Source organism: Nostoc sp. (genome assembly GCF_036917535.1).
GTDB lineage: Bacteria > Cyanobacteriota > Cyanobacteriia > Cyanobacteriales > Nostocaceae > Nostoc.
This window is the reverse complement of record NZ_JBALDA010000062.1, coordinates 21,954-43,786: the sequence shown is the minus strand read 5'-3', so window position 1 is coordinate 43,786 and position 21,833 is coordinate 21,954. Positions and strand designations below refer to the sequence as shown.

Genomic DNA, 21,833 nt, shown 5'->3' with positions numbered 1-21,833 from the left:
CACTTGTTTAATTTAATAAAACATGCCGTACTTGTTGAGCAATTTGATTCCAGTCATAGTGTGTGCTGGCGTAATAGCGACAGGCCGATCGTGAAGGTATGAGGATATTTCCCAATAATACTTGTTTTAATTTTTCAGCAATGTCTGAGGCTTCTGTTGAAGTCGTAATTAAATCGGGTGAAAATTCTGATAAAATTTCTGGCATTCCCCCAACTGGAGTACATAAAACAGGAGTACCACAGGCTAGAGATTCAACTATTACTAATCCAAATCCTTCAAAGGATTGACTAGGCATAATAGTTAATTCAGCAGCTTGATAAGCTGTAGGTAATTGCTCATCAGGTAGAAAACCTAAAAATTTAACGTTGTCATCTAGTCCTAATTCTGTAGTCTGTTGTTGTAGTGCAGCTTGGATATGACCACGACCTGCGATCGCTAGCCAAACATCTGGTATTCTGGGCTTAATTATAGCTAGAGCTTGCAATAATTTGTCAACTCCCGTTCGATGTACTAGGCGGCGTGATGTAAATATAATCCGGCGATTACTAGGCCAGCCTAGCTTTGCACAAGCCTCCTGGGGTGATAAATTTGGTTGAAACCAATTAATATCAACTCCACCGGGAATAACATTAATTTTACTCCACGGTACTTGGTATTTATCATGCAAAATTTTTCCAAAAGCTTTGCTCAAAACAATGAAGCGATCGCAGCGATTATAAGTGTTTTGTTCTATTAACCAGTGTTTAATTAAAAGACTAAGATTTTTGTTAACAACTTCCTGCTGACTCTCAGAAGCCCAAGGCCCATGAAAATTAAAAGTAACTGGTACTCCCTTTGGTAAAATATCTAAAATCGGAAAGCTGTATAATGCAAAGTGCAAATTAATAGCATCTGGTTTACTCGTTCTTGTTTTCTGAAAATTAGTGCGAATTGCCCATAATCTTTGCCAAATAGCACTATCCACAGAAGCCAAATTAGTTAGTTTAATCGGTGAATTTAGTTCAGTTTCAGGTAAACCGACTCCACATAATTCAATTTGATCTTGATTTGCAGCTAATTTATGAGTTAGTTCATAAATATACCTTTCTAGTCCTCCAGGACTTTTGGGAAACCAACCTAATCCAAGGGTGAGAATAGATGCAGATGATGAAGCAAAATTTTCTGGTTGATTTTCCACTGATGTATCTCCTATAAATATATTAAAACAGGCGCACACTTGTACGCTTTTACATCTGTATCCAAACCTGAATCAATAGAATTTGTAAATACACATTACCAATAAGAATTTTTATATAGAAAACCAATTTATAAACTATTTATATATCAACGTCAATAAGTAATTAAAACTGTGTTTTTATTAACTAGACAACACAGAGATAGATATATATAATACTTTCAAATTCAGAAAGGTGAATGCTATATAGGTAGAGATAAAAGCCACTACAAAGTAATAAATATAGAACGTTTTTGTATTAATGCTTACAATTTTAAGTTAAAACTTAAGTAAATATTGATACTTTCAATAATGTTTTAAATACAGCAGATTGCAACAGGCGTGAGGTACAGATTATCGTAAGTGCATAACATTATTGTGCCCTTACCCGTGTACTTCATTAGACCTCTTGCAAAAATCCTTGAATCACCCCTCCCCAACCCTCCCCTTGTCAAGGGGAGGGGGCAAGATTTCAAGTTTCCCCCAATATATCGGGGGGATAAAGGGGGGTCTATTCGACTTATGCAAGAGGTCTATTTACCTGAAATACGCTCTATACTAACTGAAATTTTAAAGAAGAAGGTGAGCTTTGTAAAGCTTATGTAAAATAGTTTGCTATTTATATATTACTTTTTAATCACTTTATTCAAAGTAAAATCTCAGCCAACTTTGAAAGCAAGAGTAATTGGGGTAATAAATAATGCTAACGCTTAGTACTTGTTTCGTGCGCTGATTGGTAGAGAACTAAGGCGTTTTCACGTAAAATTGCTACAGAAATGGCCTCAGCTTCAGCTACGGTAATGTCAGAATCTGTAATTGCTTGCTCTAGCACTTCCCCTAAAACCTGGCGACCCCACTTTGCACCCAAGTAGTACAATTCTGGAATTGAGTGAGCATCAGAAGAATACATTAACTTAGTAGTGGGAGCTAATTCTAACATCTGCCTGATTGTTTCCCGCATTCCAGATACACTTAAAAATGGTATTGCCAAACCGAAATCTAGATAAACTTGGGGATATACAGAAGCTAAATAACCAGCCTGCTGCATATAAGGATATGAAGCGTGTAGCAATACTATTGGTACACAGCGGTACTGTGGTAACTCTAGTAAATATCGCAGATTTAGGGGATTAGCCAATCGTAAATCCAAGCTGGGATCGCCATAGCCAGTATGAAATTGCACTGGTAAGCGGTATTTTGCTGCTATTAATAATGCCTGTTGTAACAAAAAATCAATCAGCGGTTTATCTGTCAGTCGCAGAGGTTGATTGTGCAGTTGTTGCTTGAGGTTGTTAAAGTGAGCCGCCGCTACCTCGTCAGCTACCGATTGAATATCCAAACCACTCCGGTAACAGGCAATACTTTTAAAAGCTACTACTCCCAGCGGTGGGGGATCAAGCTCACTATTGAATCTGGCTAGGAAAGTAGCAAAATCAGGAGATTGCGGAATTAGCTGTTCTGCTAATAGTTCTAATCTCAGAATTCGTCGCACAGAAATAAACCTTTCATGCCACGACAGAGGTAGGATAGTTCTGGGCTGCAAACCATCATCTAAGTAAATCGCCTCTAGGTTAGCAGCCTGAAAATAAATCTGCGTTAGTTCTTCTAATCCTAGACTTTCCCGCCGTGCCAAAATTGCTGTTTCTTCAGCTTCGCAGTTCAATAAAGCGGCAATATCGCGCAAGCTACGCCGATAAAAGAACGTATGACGGGCATGGTAGTTGATGATTTCAGGATCATAGCCTTCAGTAAAGGCAGCCGCATAAGGAGACTGGGCAGCTACTTCTGGTTTTAAGATGTTGTGGGCATGTTGGTCAATTAAGGGAATATCAGCCAGATTCATCTTTAGTGAGGAGTAAGGAGTAAGGATTGGAGAATGGTGGAAAGACCACTTTCATAACTTGGCAGTCTTGCTAATATTTCTCTAGTAATGTTTTCACTTCTGCGGTTAATTCCCAATCTTTCATTCCTTGCCACTCTGCTTGACGCACTGCTAAGAAAGCTTTGGCTAACTGGGGATTTAAAGCTGTTAACAGGATATCGTCTTGCTGGAGGTGAGCGATCGCTTGCCCCAAATTATTTGGTAATAAGTCTATTTCCTTAGCACTGCGTTCTTCAATTGATAAATATCCGGGGTCCTGATTTACTGGGTTTGGTGGTGTGAGACTACGCTGTACACCATCAAGTCCGGCTGCAATTACTGATCCTATTGCTAAGTAAGGATTAGCTGAAGCATCTACAGTTTTTAATTCCAAGTGGCTGGGACAGCCCAAACCAGGGTCACTAGGGACTCTAACGGCTGCCTCCCGATTATCTAATCCCCAACAACGGAAAGCACCACTCCAACTGTTAGGAAGAATGCGGCGGTAAGAATTAGTACTTGGGGTGGTTAGTGCCATCAGTGCCGGAAGATGACACAGAATACCAGCGATAAATTGTAATGCCACCTCAGAAAGACCATAGATACTCTCAGGATCGGGTAATAGGTTTTTTTCGCTATCCCAAAGGCTCAGATGGATATGACAACCACTACCAGCTGCATCCGGGAAGATTTTGGGTAAAAATGAAGCGGTAAGGTTGTGACGGTAGGCGATCGCTCTGACAGTTTCTCGAAAAGCAATTTGCCAGTCAGCTGCTTGTAAAGCATCGGTATAGCGCATGGAAATTTCCTGCTGACCTGGGCCTGATTCAGGATAATACTGTTCCACAGGTATACCTTGGGCAATAAGTGCATCAGCGATCTCATCAATTACTTCACGGTTGAGATCCATTGCCTGAGTTGAAGCAAAAACTGTAGAGTCAGCCGGAATGATGCCATCAGGTGTTTGCCGCAGTAAGTAAAACTCATTTTCAAAGGCTGCTTGTACTTCCCAACCAGTTGATTTAGCTGCCGCAATCATCCGCTTCAAGAAATTTCGCGGGCATAACCCCCAAGCAGCACCATCTAATAACATATTGCCCATGACACGAGCATGACCAGGACTATAAGGTAAAGGCTTGAGACTAGACCAATCTGGGACTAAGCGAACTTCACCTACTGGCCCTAAATTTGTTTCTGGCACAACTGCATCATACATTACGGGAATTCCCTGCTGCCCTACAGAAATCCCTACTCCATCTTCAAAGTAGTGAGCTAACATTCCCAGATGCACAGCTTTGCCACGGATAATGTTAGCATTATCGCACCAAAGAACTCGTACAAATTTAACACCAGCTTCTTCAAGATATTTTTGTATTTTTTGAAAGTTATTTTTTTTAGTCATTGCTAGTTATTTTTATCTTTACTCGATTTATTTTCTCATAAAAGTTATGGTAGAGCAGTATTTGATGCTGTATCCATACATAGCCCGTATTTTAGCAACTTCAAAATAGTTAGATTTTTTGCGGATTTCAAAAACAGTGACTGTATATAAATAATTAAAAGCTTAAAAAATAATATATGAAAAATAAATTACTGATGCAGTTACTAAAACTCCGTAATTATCTCAATCAGTATATCAAAAAATTATTTAATACTAGATATTTACAAAGAAGTAAAACTTTCCAGTTTTTACTCAGTCTGACTGTTGGAGTCCTCGTTACTACCCTTGGAGTTACAACAGACTGGGCGACAACTGGAACACGCACGCTGCTTACACACAAAATATCATCGATAAGTAATACTATTGGCAGTAAAAATCTGCGAGTACAAAACAATACCGAAATACACAAAATATCATCGATAAGTAATACTATTAGCATTGAAAATCTGCGAGTACAAAACAATATTGAAACACCCACGTTTAACGACAAAACATCGTCGAAAATTAATACTATTGGCAGTAAAAATTTGCTAGTAGAAAACAATACTGAAACACCCACGCCTAACTACAAAACATCGTGGATAGGTAATACTATTGGCAGTGGAAACCTGCGGGTACAAAACAATATTGAGGCAATGTATGTTGCTCCTGATGGCACAGTTTATACCAATAGCCATTGGGATGAGGCAGGAATGGAAGCAGCCATATATAAAGATAGCAAGGTTATTGGTGTCCTTGGGGATAATCACGGCTGGAGTCGCGGTGGTGGCAAAGCTGTAACAGCAAATAGTAAATATGTTTACATTGCCATGACTCAAGGTTCGAGGGATAAGACAAATGAAGATTACCCACCAGAAGGAACAACTTGGTATAGTGTTAGACGCTATGACTTGTCAGGAAAACCTGCACCATTTCCTAATGGGCGTGGCTGGGATAAAAGTATGTTGATTACCAGTACTAAAAGTGAAGTCACTGGATTAGCAACTGTGGGAAGCGAGTTGTATATGAGTGATTCTGCTGCTAACCAGATTCGTGTTTATGATACTGATACAATGAAGGAACTCCGCAGCTTTACCTTTGCTAATCCGGGAGCAATAACTATTGATCCACAAAAAAATCTGTGGATTATTCAAAGCAAAAATGGTAGTAAACCTGCAAAAATTTTACATTATTCCCAAAGTGGAAAGCAATTGTCCCAACAGATTGCAGATATCGTCGAACCAACAGCGATCGCTATTAATCATCAAGGTAAGCTGTTAGTAGCAGAAAATGGCCCACGTCAGCAAATGTTGACTTATGATATCAAAGATCGGCCAGTGCAGGTGGGTAGTTTTGGTTCTAAAGGCGGTATTTATGCAGGAGTTCCTGGTGAAGTTCGAGATTTGAAACTTTACGGACTTACCGGAGTTGGTACAGATGCTTCAGGCAATATTTATATAAATAGTAATGGTTTCAACAAATCAGGAACAGATTTGCGAAAATTTTCGCCATCGGGAAAACTAATGTGGCGATCGCTGGGATTGATATTTGTCGATAATGCAGATGCTGATCCTAAAACTGATGGTGTAGATTTGTTCACCAAACAAGAACACTATCTGATGGATTATAGTCAGGCTGCTGGTAAGCAATGGACTTATAAAGCCTACACCTTAAATGCTTTCAAATATCCTCAAGATCCACGTCTGCATACATCGCCAGATGGAACCTTTGTTCGCCGCATCCAAGGGAAGCCGTTTTTGTTCCTCACAGATATGTATAACAGCTTTCTGCAAATATATCGTTTTAATTCCGCCACAGATGGTAAAGTCGCCATACCCGCCGGAATGTTTGTTGGTACTAATAGCGCAGATAAACCATTTATCACCGGAAATTGGCCACCGCATCAACCAGAAAAAGGGGAATGGATCTGGCGCGATCGCAACGGCAATGGCAAATTTGAAAAGAACGAATACGATCGCAACAAAGATTATCCTTATCTCGGCGGTTGGTGGGTAGACAGCAAAGGAGATGTTTGGAAAGCTTTGCGAACAGAAGATGGTATTCGACATTATCCTTTACAGGGAATAGATTCTAAAGGCAACCCCATCTACAGCTATAGTTCGATGGAAAAGCAAACTACTCCCAAAATATTTAACGACTTGCGGCGGATCGAATATTTTCCTGAAACAGATAGTATGTATTTGTCAGGTTTTACGATAGATCGCCCTGCATTTAGTGACGATGCTGGAGTTGCTGGATCTGAGATTGCTCGTTTTGACAATTGGAGTAAAGGAAATCGTACTCCCAAATGGCGGATTGTAATTCCCTACGACAGCACCGGTAAGCGTGAAGTGTCTACAGCAGCAATCAGTGTGGCGGGAGACTATGTATTTGCCGTCACAGTCAAAACCGCAGAGGTATATGTCTACAATGCCAAGACGGGAGCGCAAGTACAAAAGTTAAAACCAGGCCCAGAAGTTGGCAGCGAAAGTGGCTGGATTGATATACCCTACGGTATTCGTGCTTTTCGGCGTTCCAATGGTGAACATTTGGTATTTGTGGAAGAAAATTGGAAAGGAAAAGTAATTATGTATCGGCTGGCGGGGTGAGTATTTACAGCAATTACGACATAATATCATCTCCACATAATTATACCAATTTGAAAAAAGAATGCGACAAATAGACCACTTGTAGAGACGCGATTCATCGCGTCTTTACCGAAAGATGTGTTGCAATCATTAATTGAATTGGTATTAGTTATGATTCCCCTAATTATTACACCCCTCCCCGCTTGCGGGGCTACGGTGTACACAATCGCACATTTAGTATCAATTACTTTGTTATTTCCTATTTAGCCTTTACCCGCACCTGCTTCACCATTGTAATCAAAGTTTGATGGGCATCTTCCGCATCTACTAAAACATGATCGAATTGAATGCGAACTGGTACAGCTTCCCCATTTACTTGCGCTGTTAAATCCATACCCTGTGCATCAATTGACAGCATTTCGGCTGCTATGGCATCTGTTACACCACCAAAAGCTTTAGCATAAATAACTACAGCATCAGCATGATCGTCATTCATGTGCTTGCAGATGCGCGAACTAATTTCAGCAGAGAAATCATTAGACATTGTGAACTTAAAAGTGATGAATATGGCAAGAGCCTAAATTATCGGCTAAATAGTTCAAATTAGCAGAAAAAGCTAGTCTTACGCCATCATTATTATAAGTTATATCTGAAAAACAATTGTCATTGTATATATTTGATAAGTTAAGTTTATTACTCGTACAATAATTAAATTAAAATAACTATTATCCAGTATTTTTACCTTTCATTGCGGAAAGCAGACAGCGTAAACTGTAGCAGGAGTATTAGCCAAAACTATTGCAGCTAAGAGACAATGAGCGAAACTAGCCCCAGACGAATTGTAATTGGGGATGTGCATGGACACTATGAAGGTTTAATGACATTGTTGGAGGCGATCGCCCCCACCTCAGAAGATCGAGTCTATTTTCTGGGAGACTTAATTGATCGCGGACCTCATAGTGCACAAGTAGTCAATTTTGTCAAGCAAAATAATTACTCATGTTTGTTGGGAAATCATGAGCAGATGTTACTAAGCATTCTCACCAATGAAAGGACTTCCTCCTCGACAATGCAAGCATGGCTGTTTGGTGGAGGGCAAGCTACCGTGGCCAGTTACCAAGAAGCTCCAATTCCTGATGACCATCTGGATTGGTTAAAAGCTTTGCCTACATACATTGACTTGGGGGATATTTGGTTAACTCATGCTGGTGTTGACCCTTGCAAGTCGGTGATAGAACAAACTGCCGATGAACTGTGCTGGATACGAGAGGAATTTCACAGCATTGAAAAACCCTACTTTCCAGATAAACAAATTATCATCGGTCACACCATTACCTTTACCCTGCCGGGTGTTTCTCCTGGGAAACTGGCACAAGGAAAGGGATGGCTAGACATAGATACTGGCGCTTATCATCCTCGGAGTGGCTGGTTGACTGGACTAGATGTCACAAATCAGTTGGTTTATCAAGTTAATATCTTTAAAAATTATATCCGTATACTGCCTTTAGAAGAGGTTGTAAGTACGGTTGATCCAGCCAAAATTAAAGTCGCTCGCCGCAATCAGAATTGAGCAATATTTGAAATGAGGGGGAGTGGGAGAAATTAATTCAAAATTCAAAATTCAAGAACCTTTGCCTCCTGCCTCCTGCCTCTTCTTTCCTCAAGACCTTGCCAATGGTCGAATATTAGCTTTATAACTAGCTTTATCCAAGCCATCTTTTCGATTACTAGGTTGAGAGTTAATTGCCTGTCTGAGGGCTTCAATGCGATCGCTAGTTCCGGGGTGTGTACTCAAAAATGTTGGAGTAGAACCACCCTTTTTCAGCAGCTTTTGCATAAAAGAGACCATTGCTGACTGGGCATAACCAGTACGTGTCAAAGTTCGTAGTCCTCTTTGATCCGCTTCAAATTCGTTTTTACGACTGCGTGGTAAGTCTCGCGCTAACTGTACGCCAATTTGCACTGCGGTACTTCGATCTAAGCCAGCCGCCGTTAATAGACCACTTTCGAGGGCTTTTTGCTGCATCTGCTTGACTACGTGTTTCCCACCAATATGACCAATTTCATGGGCGAGTACACTTGCCAGTTCCGCTTCATTATCTGCGGTTTTCAGCAAACCTGTGTGGACATATACATAGCCGCCCAAGGTGGCAAAAGCGTTAATAGAGTCATCCTGAACTACCTGAAACGTATAGGGGAGATCGGGGCGATCGCTATTCGCTGCTAAACGCCGACCAACTCGTTCTACATAACGATTCACTTCGGGATTGCGGTAAAGTCGGACTTGACTGCCGACCAATTCCTGATTAATCTGCTTACCAAGATCAACTTCTTGATTAGAGGATATATTAGAAAGCTGAAATGCCTGAACTCCTTGGAGTAGAAGAGGCAAGAAATCTAAAGTTCTTCCAGGCAAGGGTGTACTCAGGCACAGACTCAGGGCGACTACCACTGAAATTAGGGGATAAAACCAGCGACGCCGCCATACACGGTAATTTGCAGTAAAACCTTTCCAATTGAACATAATACGCTTTGAAGATTATTTCGGGAAAACATAAAATGAGGGGACAAATTATGAGACGGATTTAGAGTATTCTAAGTTGCATTCTTAACTCAAGACCAAAGGAGTTGTCATACAGATAATCTTGACGCAAATCTACCGAATTGCGGGAGGCTAGGGATTCTCTCCAGAGATAGGCTTAAACACTAGATTTTACTTTCCAGGCGCGTCAGTATTAACAGGTAAAATTTTGAGGGTTATACCAATTTGAAAAAAGAATGTGACAGATACATACGGACATACCTTTGTTCTGTCTGGCTTTCTTAATTTTGAATGCAAGAATTTTGAATTGGTATTAGCTGCCGTTCCTCGGAAATTACGAACTCGTGATAAACTGTCGCATAATTGCAACCCCGAATACTTTGAGTTATTACCAAATAGGGAAAATTGCCGTTACCATCGAAAAATCTCTTGCTACAATCCATTACTTCGCTATTACCTTGGAAAACTTTTTATGGCTATTTTAGATTCAAAAGGTCGCTTGTTTGGCAAAATCAATCTTCTAGATTTAGGTGCGGCGCTGGTAATTCTGCTAGTTATCTTTGGCATCTTTGTCTTTCCTGGCACTTCTGGTTCTGTTGCCCAAGTCGGTGCAAAAACAGTACCCATAGAAGTAGACTTAATAGTTCGTGGTTTGAATGTACGTGATCCAGGAAAACTAATTGATAATGGGTTAAAAAAAGGTGAAAAAACCAATGTGATTATCCGCAATCAACCATACGGACAGATTGAAATTAAATCTATTCAACAGCTACCTAGAACAGTCAATGTTTTCCAACCGGATGGCAGTGTTAAAGAACTGCCAGATCCCAAGAGCAACAATTATAGTACAGATTTTCTTTTGACTTTAGATGGTAAAGCCCAAGTTACTGAAAGCGGGCCAGTTTTGGGTAACAGTAAAGTTAAAATTGGAATGCCATTTGAGTTAGAAGGATTTAACTACGACTTCAATGCAACTGTCATTGATATCAGATTGAAAGACAAGTAGTATTGTCACTTTTGTTGATAATATTTTCTCTAGCAATCTTATTAAACATCTGGTGAAAAGGAATGTAGAGACACGTTAGCACAGCAGGGCAAAGCCCAGTTCAATTTCGCGTCTCTACGACTCATGTTAATTAAGCAAAGGCAAAAATTTGCGAATTAACCCGATTGTTACTGCTGGCAATTCCAACTGTGGTGTTAATCCGACATTTTCCAACTGTTGAAAAAATCGGATTGCTTGAGGATTGATTTCAGCAAGGCGGCGACCAATTGAGGGGCCTGTAAATTCTGATTTTTGTCCCCAAATAATGGCACTGGGAGTGGTTAATTGTTGAATGTAAAGGGATAAATCAAAGCACAAATCGCCACGAACAAAGGATAGTGCTGCATACTCAGCATTAGGCTGTTGGGCGGATTGTAGATAAGCATCTACAATTTCTTCGTAGACTCGATTGGATTGAGCAAATTGCCTTTGTTCTAAGAAGCCGCGAATGCCGCCACTAGTAGCAACTCCAGTGTTGTAAAGTAAACGATCAACAATGGGAGCGCTAACTAACTGAGCAAAAAAACTACGGGAATAGTCTTCGCCAAAATCGGAAAGTCCGGCGGGGGTGGTAAGAATTAAAGACTTGAATAAATCAGGACGATCTGCTGCTACCCGAATTGTAAATCCTGCTGTCAAAGAAGAAGCGATCGCTGTTACTGGCCCAGTACAAGTCTGCTCGAAAAACTCCCGAATCGTGGTCAAATAATCTTCAATCTTGTAACTCCGTGTTGGATGTTCAGACCTACCCCAACCGAGCAAATCTGGCGCAATGACCCGATATTCAGCCGCAAAAGCCGGATAAACTTTCGACCACTCATAAGCTGAAGATCCACCACCAAAGCCGTGCAGGAATACCAAAGTTTCCCGATCGTCTTTGGCAGTTCCATCATCCTGCCAAGGTGCTCCAGTAGCAGTGTAATATACCATCCTACCTAGTGAGGTATCTATAGAACGTTGTTCAAATCCTAGTGGTTGAAACATAAGTATTTTTTTTGTTGACTGTAGTGATTCGTTGGCACAAGTAAGACACGATATCTGGGACGCAAGCACAGGAAAAGAAGATTTGATAATTTATCCGCCTCCGCTTTAGTCACCTTAGATGTTTACCGCACTCAGTGTTGAGTAAATTAAAAAGCACTCAATATCTGTGTACTTAGTAAAAACAACGTCTTTTGTAGGCAGTTTTTTTAACTCAGCACTCTTCATGTGTCTAGTTCAAACTCCCCACTCATTGTTATTATCAGCGAATCAATCATTCCAAGACTTCTCGCTAGCGTCAGATTAAGTAGATATAAAATTACTGGATTACTTGTAAAGATTTGGTGCTTTTTTTCATAATCATCAAGGAAATTAACGTTGAAACTACTGTTTTATAAGGGTTTTTCATGATAGCGAGGATCGCTTTAGCGTCAATCCAACATAAGTTTTTATGGTAGTCTATCAAAAAACCCATAAATAATTTTGAGCGTCAACACGTTAACAATAGTTAAAACGCTTATTTTAATAAGCTGTTAATTCTACTTAATATATGTAGAAAAAATAGCTTTTAATGTATAAATAATCTAATTATATCTAAGTAATGGTAAGGCGGGATGTCATGGTAGAGCAGGCTACTCTTCAATCAAATAAACTACCAACGATTGAAGACGCTAAATTTGCGCTTGACAACTTTAATATAGAAAACGAAATAAAAGCTTCAGCTAGGCGGGGTCAGGTCGAGCCAGTTCTTGATGCTACCAGACTTACTGTACCTACTTGTATTTGTTTAGACTTAGAGGACTTAAAGTGTTTTGAAGCAGTAGAGCGCCAATATGAACGTTGGGGAGTCATTTTTCACAATTCTCTAGCAATACAGCCATCAAATCCAGCATTTCCAACCTATTCAGGGCTAATAGTCTTAATGGGAGCGCCCAAGAGCGGATTTTTAGAAGCTAGTTTCTTGCGTCCAGTTAATTCGGTTAGTGCCTTTGTCACTAGTTCGCAACGGCTAGTACTTTCTGCCTACGATCGCGATCGGCAACTACTCGCTCAAACTGCACTACCAGGCTCTAATCTTGCCAATTCCGACTCGCCAATTTCCCCCAATACCTTATTATCTATAAATGTGAATAACATTTACAGCGTTACTTTTTGTACTTTTGATGGTCAATTCACCCTTGATAACTTTCGTTTTTGTCTTTAACTAAAACTTACGTACAAAATGCCCTTGCTCTGAGCAATTGAAAATGGTATCTTATTTGCGCTGTGCTGTATTAGTCTACTATCCGTCTATAAAACCGGGCATTTTGTGATTTGAGCCTTCATTCTTTCTTCATCCATAATAAAACTTATACAATAGGTAATTTCGTAATCAAGTAGGTAAACACTGTGGCACAGGCTTCGTCTTCTTGGCAGCAATTGATCAACCAAATCCCCAACTGGAACTGGTCGCTTCCAAAATTCAAGACAAAGAGAGCCATAAAGCAGCAAACATTTAAACGTTTCTTTGGCCCTGGGGGCTTTCTTGGGTTCCTGACAATTATCATTGCCATGTTGTTGTGGAACTGGAAACTGCTACTGGCTCTTTTTATCGGCATTGGAGTAATGGTATTGGTTTACTCAATGCAGAAGTGGGACTGGCAATTGCGCTGGTCTAAAATACGTAATTTCTTAAATAGTTCAAATCGTCGGTTAGTTTTAGCAGTCATCAGTGGTGGTATTGCTACTGTCAGCACTTACATGGCAGCGGCAATATGGATTGACTCTCACAGTCACTGGATTGCTGCTGGTGCGATTTTACAAGGTGTGGGAACCTTGTTAACTTTAATTTTATTGGTATGGCAAATTGTCAACTTCTATGAAAATCGAGAAGAAGACCACCTTGATCGCTTGTTGGTGAATTTAACAGAAAAAGATCCATTGAAGCGGTTGATTGCTCTAGGTCAACTAACTAAATTCATCAGCCGTAAGCGAGTTGATTCTTCAATGCAGCAAGATATTGTCCAATGCTTGCAACTCCTACTCAGTCGAGAAGAAGAAGTTGTAGTGCGAGAGGCAGCTTTTAAGAGTTTACAAGCCTGCGATCGCCTACAAGTGTTACCCTCCAAAACAGCAACAATTTTCACACCGATATCAGCAAAAATCAAGCACCACGTTTATTAGTTATTTGTCTTTTGTCCTTTGTCCTTGGTTAAATGATGATTCCTAATTAATGCCCAATGCCCAACACTTATTTTCGAAACAACCTTCCATTACGAACTTGCACTACCGGATGATTCCACCGCTGTACCAATTTTTCATCGTGGGTGGTAACAATTACTGTAGCCCCAAAGGAATTTAACTTCTGGAGAATCTGGATTACTTGCCAGGAATTATCTGGATCGAGATTTCCAGTCGGTTCATCCGCCAACAGTAGGGGTGGTGTACCAACGATCGCACGGGCAATACTCACCCGTTGCTGTTCTCCTCCAGAGAGTTGATCTGGAAAACAGTCAGCTTTACTTAGCAAACCTACCAGCTTTAAAGTTGGTTCTAAACGTCGTTGAATTTCTTTACGGGTATACCCTTGAGCTTGCAGCACAAAAGTGACATTTTCTGCTACTGTTCGTTGGGTAATGAGTTTGTAGTCTTGAAACACAATACCAATTCGTCGCCGCAATAATGACAAGCGATCGCCCCGCAAATCCGCTACATTACATTCATCAACAATTACTTCTCCCTGTGTAGGTAATTCTTGGCCATACAGCAGTTTCAAAAGCGTTGATTTACCAGAACCACTTGGTCCCGTGATAAACAGAAATTCTCCCTTTTTTACCTCAAGGTTTGCATTCAATAAAGCCTGAGTGCCGTTAGCATAAGTCTTGGTTACAGATTGCAATTGTACTTTTGTAGTAGTATTTCTACTGTGCTGTTGAGTTTCATAGTGCTCTCCATGAACGGATTTATCTGTCTTAACTTGAGTTGTTAATACTGGCATTGTTAAATTTTCCTCATACCCACAACCAAACAGTTTGCCTGCTTAAATGTGATATTCTCCCCAAAATAAGGATTCCCAGGTTTTGCCTGGAAATTTAAAATTCAACAAAGAAAATTTAAAATTTTTTTAAGACTTTTATACTAACCAAGTAATAACACTCGAAATTCAGAACTCAGAACTCAGAACGGGCTAAACGCCCCGCTACCGCTAACGGCACTCAGCACTTTTAACTAATTGCACCCCTTGCTGTCAAGCGATAAACAAACGCTTTCACAGCAAACGCTGGCAAAGCCAACATCCGCCGCCAGCGCCAAGGTTCTTGATAAAGGCGATACAACCATTCCAAATTATTATTTCCTAACCAGGCGGGAGCGCGAGTTTTAGTTCCTGACCAAATATCAAAACTGCCACCAACGCCAATCCAAATTGCTTGGGGACACAAATGGCGGTTTTCGGCAATCCATAACTCTTGACGCGGCACTCCTAAACCGACAAAAATCACTTGTGGCTGCAATTGAGCCAGAGTTTGTCGTAATTGTGCTTCTTCTTCTAGGGAATGGTAGCCTGAATGAGTGCCGACTATACTTAAATCTGGAATTTGCTGCTGCCAAAAATCTGCTGCATTTGCAGCTACTCCTGGCGCTCCTCCATAGAAAAATATCTTTGTCTTTGTCTTTGTCTTTTGTTGCGCAAGGGCTTGCAAAAGTTTTTCTGCTAATTCAATTCCTGGAAAACGCTGCACTTTTTGCCATAACAGCCATCGTAAATACAGAACAACCCCAGCTCCATCTGGAATCACGAGTTCAGCATTTTTAATCACTTGAGCTAATAATTGATTTCGCTCTGCCTGCATAGTCATTTCTGCATTGAGCGTTACGACATGAGTTCCTCTGCCTGTGTGCAGGCATTCTAACAACCAGCCTGGATAGTCAGCCATCACATGAACTGGTATTCCCAACACTGAAAATGCTTGATTGCCTTTAGACATAGCCTATTCTTAAGTAATACTCACACCATATTTTGCATGAATGTTAAGTTTATCAAATTTTTTTATATTAGAACTTAGGCAAAAGAAATTCCCCTTTGCCCTGCAACGAGAGAAAGCATAATTAAACTAAATAGACATAAGAGTGAACAAGAATGGATATACGTAGTGCTGCTAGGTATATATAAGTGTTTTAGATGATACATAAGTAAATTGGTGTGAATATTTATCGTTGGGATGAGGCAGGAGGCAGGAGGTAAGAGGGTTTTAGTCTATTTAATTTTTCTTGACATAGTTTTGTTTTTTCACACCGTTCTACTTAACCCTCTTTTGTTACTCTCGGAAAACAATAATCTCAGCCAAATTCTGAGACTTGGATTTAATCGGGGTTTGAGGCTTTACTTTCTAACAGAAACTAAAATTTATAGATAAAAAGTAGAAATTAAAGCTCCGTAACCGTTTGAGCGATTAGATTCTCCCAAAGTGACAAAAGAGGGTTAATTAATTTCACTCCTCTGTCTATTAATTTTGGGCGCTTGTGCTTGGGCTGAACCAGTCAACTTTGATTGTTAAAGTGTAATATTCACTCAGTATAAAACGCTCAAATCGCAACTCTGGTTCCGGGAATAGAAGCCTCCACTATACTGCTTGCAGTTAGTGTGGGAGTATGTCACAAAACTCGACTTTATGGTTATAGTGTAACGGGCTGAAGTTGGCTATGAGTAAAATTCGTATCGCTCTGATTGAAGATCATGATCTAACTCGTGTGGGTATTCGTACAGCACTACAGCAAAAAAATGAAATTGAAGTTGTAGGTGAAGCTGCTAATGCTGTTGAGGGGCTAAAAATGTTAAAAATGCTACAACCAGATATTGCCATTATAGATATTGGTTTACCAGATAAGGATGGCATTGAATTAACACGGGAGGTAAAATCTACTACTATTGCACAGCAGCTACTTACAAAAGTATTAATTTTGACGCTGCGGGATAATAAAGAAGCGGTGTTGGCAGCTTTTGCTGCTGGTGCAGACTCTTACTGTATGAAAGATATCAAATTCGATAATTTGCTGGAAGCGGTGCGAGTAACTTACAATGGCAACGCCTGGATCGATCCAGCGATCGCTCGGATTGTATTACAACAAGCGCAACAAAATCCCCAAAAGTTAGAATCGGCTTTGGTCGATTCCAAGATTATTGCTCCTGACCCAGATTCTTTTGAGAATTTGGAAGAAATTCAACCTTACACCCTGACAGAAAGGGAATTGGAAGTGTTACAGTTGATTGTCGAAGGTTGTAGTAATGCAGTAATTGCGGAAAGACTTTACATCACAGTTGGCACTGTTAAAACTCACGTTCGCAATATTTTGAATAAGCTATGTGCCGATGACCGTACTCAAGCAGCAGTCCGCGCCTTGCGTTCTGGGTTAGTTGGATAAATTTAATTTTGGTGTGGCTCAATTGAGGATAATCAAGGGAAACTCACAACTTTGAGAAAGTTATATTTTCAAAGTGAATGGCTTCTCTGATTTTCTCTTGTTTATTAGGTGGGATAAACATCATACTATCTCGCCATTCAAATATGTGAAAACAAAAGTCAAATATGGCTGAGATCGGGACGGACAAACTCAAGCTCATGGTGGTAGATGATGAGCCAGATAACCTAGATTTACTCTACCGCACTTTTAGGCGAGATTTTCAAGTATATAAAGCCAATCATGCCTTTGGTGCTCTGGAAATCTTAGATCAATTTGGCGAAATGGCGGTAATTATTTCTGACCAAAGAATGCCAGAAATGAATGGGACTGAATTTTTTAGTCGCACTGTAGAACGCTTTCCAGACACAATTCGGATTTTGTTAACTGGTTTTACTGATGTCGAAGATTTGGTAGATGCGATTAACTCCGGTCAGGTATTCAAGTACATTACCAAACCCTGGAATCCAGAACGGCTGAGAAGCTTAGTTGAGCAAGCTACTGATACATATCGCCTAGTTAAGAAGCGCACCCAAGAGTTACGTCGGGCCCTACGGCGAGAATCTTTGTTTAATGCGGTAACAACAGCAATTCGGGAATCTTTAGACTACGGTAGTATGCTGCAAAAAATTGTCGCAACTATTGGAGAAACATTTGAAGCTACCAGTTGCTTGCTCAAACCAGTAGAGGGCGATCGCCTCACACAAGACGAGTTTTTCTACCGCGATCCGAAATCTGATGTATTAGATTGCTTTTTCGACTCCAGTGATTTAATAGAAAAGGTGCTGGAAACCCGTCATTATCAACTTGCTCAAGATATATATAACGGTAATCCTGGTCATCACCTAGTTGTGCCACTTAGCTACCATCAGCATCTATTGGCTGTGCTAACTCTCCACCAATGGGGACGCGATCGCCCTTGGGAAGACGAAGACATCCAACTAATTGCAGGTGTTGCTGAACAAGCAGCCTTAGCCCTCTCCCAAGCAAAACTCTACCAACGCCTCCAAGAAAAGCAACAGCAGATTCACACTGAGTTAGAGGTGGCTCGCCAAATTCAATACAACCTGCTACGCCAAAGTTTACCTGACATCAAAGGTGTGAAGGTACAAGCTTGCTGCTATCCGGCGCGAGAAGTCGGAGGCGATTTTTTTGAAGTTTTTGTCCATCCCAAAGGCGACTTGTGGTTGGCAGTGGGTGATGTTTCTGGCAAGGGCGTCCCAGCAGCTTTATTTATGGCTAGTATTATTTCCGTTTTGCGCCGAGAATTATCTCAAGAGACACCAGCAGAGCCGAATGTGGTCATGCAGAACCTCAACCACGCTCTCAGTGAAGATTTAATTAGCAACAATTATTTTGTCACTCTTGTGTTAGCTTGTTATACCCCTAGCACTAAGGAACTGGTTTACACTAATGCCGGTCATATTTATCCAATATTATGGTCGCGTTGCTCAACTTTAGCTGAAAATCCCAATTACTTGAAAGTTCGTAGCGTTCCTTTAGGGATTTTGCCCAAGTGGCAGGCACAGTCTGGTCGCTTGGTTCTAGCTGCTGGAGACACATTGTTACTCGCTAGCGATGGAATTACAGAAGCAATGGTATCAAATAATCATGATTCAACAGGAAAAATTGAGGCTGGGGTTGAGTCAGTGAACCGTTCGATGCTGAATCAAGATGGTCTTTGTCAACTCTTACAACAAGAGCAACAACCACTTTCTCTTAACCATTTACTAGCTCGCATCCAGGCAGATAATCACGTTCAAGAAGACGATCAAACTATACTTTCACTGGAGATTTTGTAAGTCATGAAAAGTGAGCTTCATGTACCAAGCGACTTGAATTTTCTGAATATTGTTGAAAACTGGTTGTTGGGATGTTTGAAAATTCAGCTAGGAGAATCTGTGGATTGGTCGCGACAATCAAGTCGTTTGAGACTGGCTTTAGTGGAAGCCTACTCTAATGCAGTCCGTCATGCTCACAAGGAGCAACCAAATTTACCAATCTTACTGCGTTTAGAAGTGAAAGACCGGGATTTTGCCCTAGAAATTTGGGACTACGGCGAAGGCTTTGATATGTCTAACTACTACGCTCCAAATCCGATGGAAAAGCAAGAAGGTGGTTATGGTTGGCTGATTATGAATCGTCTCATGGATAAAGTAGATTACAAGTTGCAGGTTAATGGTGCCAACTGTCTGAAGTTAGAAGCTACTTTACCCGAATTAGTCCAATAGATAAAAGTTATACCAATTCAAAATTCAAAATGACGCTCGCGGACTCGCTAACGCTGCGCTAACAAAATTCAAAATTAAGAAAGCCAGACATAACAAAGGTTTGGAACTTTGCCCTTTGTAGTTATTTACTACTTACTTTTCACGACGTAAAGAAAGTAACTCTTTGGGGGAAGCTAAAAGTTTGATTCTAGTATATAGAATTTGCCGTTGTTGGTTGAGAATAAATAGCCACAAGACATTGACACTACACCACGAAGTCTGTGCTTTGCCTGTTACCTGGACTTGGATATCACCATTTTCTAAAGTCTCGGCTATTCCTGTGTTTGGGTAAGCTTTGATGTTTTGACCTTCTTGTTTTAAGTAGGCTGCGATCGCATCTGTCCCCACAATATCAGATTCAAATGGCGGACGCATCACACCATCTATCGCAAATAAGGCAGCAGTTGCCTCAAAATCTCCTGCATTTAAGGTTTCAAAATAATTCAGTACGCTTGCTTCTGTAATTCCCTCAATCTGGAATTCTTCAAACTGCGCTGGCGATATAAATTCAGCAGAGGTCATAAAATTACCTATATTATGCTATCTGAATATAATTTCAATACAAAAAGAGGTAAAAAAAAAGCTGCTGTTGAGATAGATTGCTACATATTAATAAATCTTCCTGACGATAGAAGTTTTGAGATACTAAGCAACTTAATACAGGCTATATATAAGTTAAGTAACAAATCTTAATTAAAGATATTAGCTAGATAATGTATAATTAAAACGCCTTTATTTAGGCAAAATCCAGATAAAAAATGAATCAGTATTCCGTAACGAGCAGCAGTCTGGTGAAAGAAAAAGCCAGCGAGTTAGGCTTTCACAAAGTTGGAATTACTGCTGTAGATCGGGTAAATCCCACAGAAGCGCAGAGGTTGCAAGCATGGATTGAACTAGGTTATCACGCTGATATGAAATGGATGGCTAATCCAAAGCGTCAGGATATCCGCTTAGTGATGCCAGAGGTGCGATCGCTAGTGTGTGTGGCCCTGAATTACTACACACCACATCAACGTCCTGAAAGTGAGGAATACGCCAAAATTTCCCGTTATGGTTGGGGAAGGGATTATCACAAGGTGATGCATAAAAAACTCAAGCAGCTATCTATATGGCTAAAATCACTTGATGCAAGCGTATTAGCTCTTTATTATGCAGACACTGGCCCGGTGCCAGATAAAGTGTTGGCTCAACTTGCCGGAATTGGTTGGATTGCCAAGAATGGTAATGTGATTACACGGGAATATGGCTCTTGGGTATTTTTGGGAGAAGTGTTGACCAATTTAGAATTAGAAAGCGATCGCCCACACACAGAACACTGTGGTAGCTGTACTCGTTGTCTTCAGGCTTGTCCCACAGGTGCAATTACTCAGCCTTTTGTTGTCGATGCTAATCGTTGCATTGCTTATCATACAATTGAAAATCGTGAAAAGGAATTGCCAGAGGCGATCACACCTCATTTGCAAGGTTGGGTTGCTGGTTGTGATATTTGCCAAGATGTTTGTCCTTGGAATCAACGTTTTGCTCAAACAACTGATATTGCAGAGTTTCAGCCTTATCCTGGGAATATTGCTCCCCACCTGTTAGAATTAGCCCAAATCTCAGATCAAGAGTGGGATAAACGTTTTCCAGCATCTGCCTTGCGGCGGATTAAGCCAGAAATGTTACGACGCAATGCCCTAGCTAATCTTGACGCATTCAGGCATAAGAATGATCCAGAAAGTAATTATTTTTGATTTTGATGGCACAATTGCTGATACAGTAGATGCCCTTGTAAGTATTGCTAATCGTTTAGCTGGAGACTTTGGTTATAGACAAATAAGCCCAGAACAATTAGCCTTCCTTAAGAACTTAACATCTAGAGAAATCATTAAGTACTCAGGAGTTTCTTTATTTAAGATACCTTTTCTGGTTAAAAAAGTTAAAGGGGAATTAAAAAACAAAATCCCAGAATTAAAGCCAATTCCGGGAATTAAGGAAGCATTAGCAGAACTCCAAAATCAAGGATATAAACTGGGTATTATCACCTCTAATTCCAAAGAAAATGTTACACAATTCCTGACAATCAATGATTTAAATCACCTATTTGATTTTATCTACTCAGGAATTACAATTTTTGGCAAAACAACTATTATAAATAATGTCTTGAGGCAAAAGCAGCTCAAACCTCAAGAAGTTATTTATGTTGGAGATGAAACTAGAGATATAGAAGCATCAAAAAAAGCAAATATCCAAGTGATTGCAGTCACTTGGGGCTTTAACTCACCGGAAGTACTAGCCAAGCAAAATCCAGATTACTTAATTCAGCAACCTAGCGAACTACTAGAATTGATGAATAGTCGTTAATTAATAAATAGTCAAAAGTCTATTGACAATCTATCAAAACAGTAGAGTGGGCAATGTCTACCAATGTCGATAATTTCAATTATCTTATTTTGTGACATTACCCATTATACAAAATAGTAAGATATCTGGGGAAA

19 protein-coding genes are annotated in these 21,833 nt (G+C 40.3%); 10 read left to right on the top strand and 9 right to left on the bottom strand.

Annotated elements, in window-relative coordinates:
* Nucleotides 1–7 precede the first annotated feature (7 nt).
* The 3 genes from V7K56_RS20295 to V7K56_RS20285 form a co-directional block, all read right to left on the bottom strand.
* Nucleotides 8–1,177: a glycosyltransferase family 4 protein gene (locus V7K56_RS20295; RefSeq protein WP_334912960.1), complete on the bottom strand. Its 1,170-nt coding sequence runs from the start codon at nt 1,175–1,177 to the stop codon at nt 8–10.
* Nucleotides 1,178–1,916: 739 nt separating this feature from the next.
* On the bottom strand, nt 1,917–3,056 hold the full coding sequence (locus tag V7K56_RS20290; protein WP_334912958.1) for an amidohydrolase family protein: 1,140 nt from the start codon (nt 3,054–3,056) through the stop codon (nt 1,917–1,919).
* Nucleotides 3,057–3,126: 70 nt separating this feature from the next.
* Nucleotides 3,127–4,476, bottom strand: a complete 1,350-nt coding sequence (locus V7K56_RS20285; protein ID WP_334912956.1) for a glutamine synthetase family protein — start codon at nt 4,474–4,476, stop codon at nt 3,127–3,129.
* A 176-nt stretch (nt 4,477–4,652) separates the two neighbouring features.
* On the opposite strand from V7K56_RS20285, the gene V7K56_RS20280 reads away from it, so the two are divergent.
* On the top strand, nt 4,653–7,103 hold the full coding sequence (locus V7K56_RS20280; RefSeq protein ID WP_334912954.1) for a hypothetical protein: 2,451 nt from the start codon (nt 4,653–4,655) through the stop codon (nt 7,101–7,103).
* 238 nt (nt 7,104–7,341) lie between these two features.
* Here V7K56_RS20280 and V7K56_RS20275 read toward each other — a convergent pair whose 3' ends face one another.
* The gene (locus tag V7K56_RS20275) at nt 7,342–7,626 is read right to left on the bottom strand and encodes a DUF2470 domain-containing protein (RefSeq protein ID WP_334912952.1); all 285 of its coding nucleotides are present in this window, start codon (nt 7,624–7,626) and stop codon (nt 7,342–7,344) included.
* Nucleotides 7,627–7,896: 270 nt separating this feature from the next.
* On the opposite strand from V7K56_RS20275, the gene V7K56_RS20270 reads away from it, so the two are divergent.
* Nucleotides 7,897–8,652: a metallophosphoesterase family protein gene (locus tag V7K56_RS20270; protein ID WP_334912950.1), complete on the top strand. Its 756-nt coding sequence runs from the start codon at nt 7,897–7,899 to the stop codon at nt 8,650–8,652.
* Between the two features lie 90 nt (nt 8,653–8,742).
* On the opposite strand, the gene V7K56_RS20265 is transcribed toward V7K56_RS20270, so the two are convergent.
* Nucleotides 8,743–9,606: a M48 family metallopeptidase gene (locus tag V7K56_RS20265; RefSeq protein ID WP_334912948.1), complete on the bottom strand. Its 864-nt coding sequence runs from the start codon at nt 9,604–9,606 to the stop codon at nt 8,743–8,745.
* 490 nt (nt 9,607–10,096) lie between these two features.
* Between V7K56_RS20265 and V7K56_RS20260 the strand changes: the two genes are divergently transcribed.
* Entirely contained in the window at nt 10,097–10,630 is a 534-nt protein-coding gene (locus V7K56_RS20260) for a DUF4330 domain-containing protein (protein ID WP_334912946.1), read from the top strand.
* Nucleotides 10,631–10,756: 126 nt separating this feature from the next.
* Here the strand turns inward: V7K56_RS20260 and V7K56_RS20255 are convergent, their stop codons facing one another.
* On the bottom strand, nt 10,757–11,653 hold the full coding sequence (locus V7K56_RS20255; RefSeq protein WP_334912944.1) for an alpha/beta fold hydrolase: 897 nt from the start codon (nt 11,651–11,653) through the stop codon (nt 10,757–10,759).
* Nucleotides 11,654–12,269: 616 nt separating this feature from the next.
* Between V7K56_RS20255 and V7K56_RS20250 the strand changes: the two genes are divergently transcribed.
* Entirely contained in the window at nt 12,270–12,854 is a 585-nt protein-coding gene (locus V7K56_RS20250) for a hypothetical protein (RefSeq protein ID WP_334912942.1), read from the top strand.
* Nucleotides 12,855–13,039: 185 nt separating this feature from the next.
* Nucleotides 13,040–13,813, top strand: a complete 774-nt coding sequence (locus V7K56_RS20245; RefSeq protein WP_334912940.1) for an armadillo-type fold-containing protein — start codon at nt 13,040–13,042, stop codon at nt 13,811–13,813.
* 67 nt (nt 13,814–13,880) lie between these two features.
* On the opposite strand, the gene ftsE is transcribed toward V7K56_RS20245, so the two are convergent.
* Together ftsE and V7K56_RS20235 are read right to left on the bottom strand one after the other, a co-directional pair.
* Nucleotides 13,881–14,627, bottom strand: coding sequence for a cell division ATP-binding protein FtsE (gene ftsE / locus V7K56_RS20240; RefSeq protein WP_334912938.1), 747 nt, complete (start codon nt 14,625–14,627; stop codon nt 13,881–13,883).
* A gap of 226 nt (nt 14,628–14,853) precedes the next feature.
* A complete protein-coding gene (locus tag V7K56_RS20235; RefSeq protein ID WP_334912936.1) occupies nt 14,854–15,615 on the bottom strand; it encodes a WecB/TagA/CpsF family glycosyltransferase in 762 nt (253 codons plus the stop codon).
* A 715-nt stretch (nt 15,616–16,330) separates the two neighbouring features.
* Between V7K56_RS20235 and V7K56_RS20230 the strand changes: the two genes are divergently transcribed.
* The 3 genes from V7K56_RS20230 (at nt 16,331) to V7K56_RS20220 (ending at nt 19,317) form a co-directional block, all read left to right on the top strand.
* A complete protein-coding gene (locus V7K56_RS20230) occupies nt 16,331–17,050 on the top strand; it encodes a response regulator transcription factor (protein ID WP_334912933.1) in 720 nt (239 codons plus the stop codon).
* 164 nt (nt 17,051–17,214) lie between these two features.
* Nucleotides 17,215–18,888 carry a SpoIIE family protein phosphatase gene (locus V7K56_RS20225; RefSeq protein WP_334912931.1) on the top strand — a complete coding sequence of 558 codons (1,674 nt, stop codon included), beginning with the start codon at nt 17,215–17,217 and terminating at the stop codon, nt 18,886–18,888.
* A gap of 3 nt (nt 18,889–18,891) precedes the next feature.
* A complete protein-coding gene (locus V7K56_RS20220; protein ID WP_334912929.1) occupies nt 18,892–19,317 on the top strand; it encodes an ATP-binding protein in 426 nt (141 codons plus the stop codon).
* A gap of 132 nt (nt 19,318–19,449) precedes the next feature.
* On the opposite strand, the gene V7K56_RS20215 is transcribed toward V7K56_RS20220, so the two are convergent.
* Nucleotides 19,450–19,878 (bottom strand): ketosteroid isomerase family protein, encoded by a 429-nt coding sequence (locus V7K56_RS20215; RefSeq protein WP_334912927.1) that lies wholly within the window; start codon nt 19,876–19,878, stop codon nt 19,450–19,452.
* 236 nt (nt 19,879–20,114) lie between these two features.
* Between V7K56_RS20215 and queG the strand changes: the two genes are divergently transcribed.
* Nucleotides 20,115–21,089, top strand: coding sequence for a tRNA epoxyqueuosine(34) reductase QueG (gene queG, locus V7K56_RS20210; RefSeq protein WP_334912925.1), 975 nt, complete (start codon nt 20,115–20,117; stop codon nt 21,087–21,089).
* Nucleotides 21,064–21,699, top strand: a complete 636-nt coding sequence (locus V7K56_RS20205; RefSeq protein ID WP_334912923.1) for an HAD-IA family hydrolase — start codon at nt 21,064–21,066, stop codon at nt 21,697–21,699. Before queG ends, V7K56_RS20205 begins: the two co-directional genes overlap by 26 nt.
* The last annotated feature ends 134 nt before the right edge of the window (nt 21,700–21,833 follow it).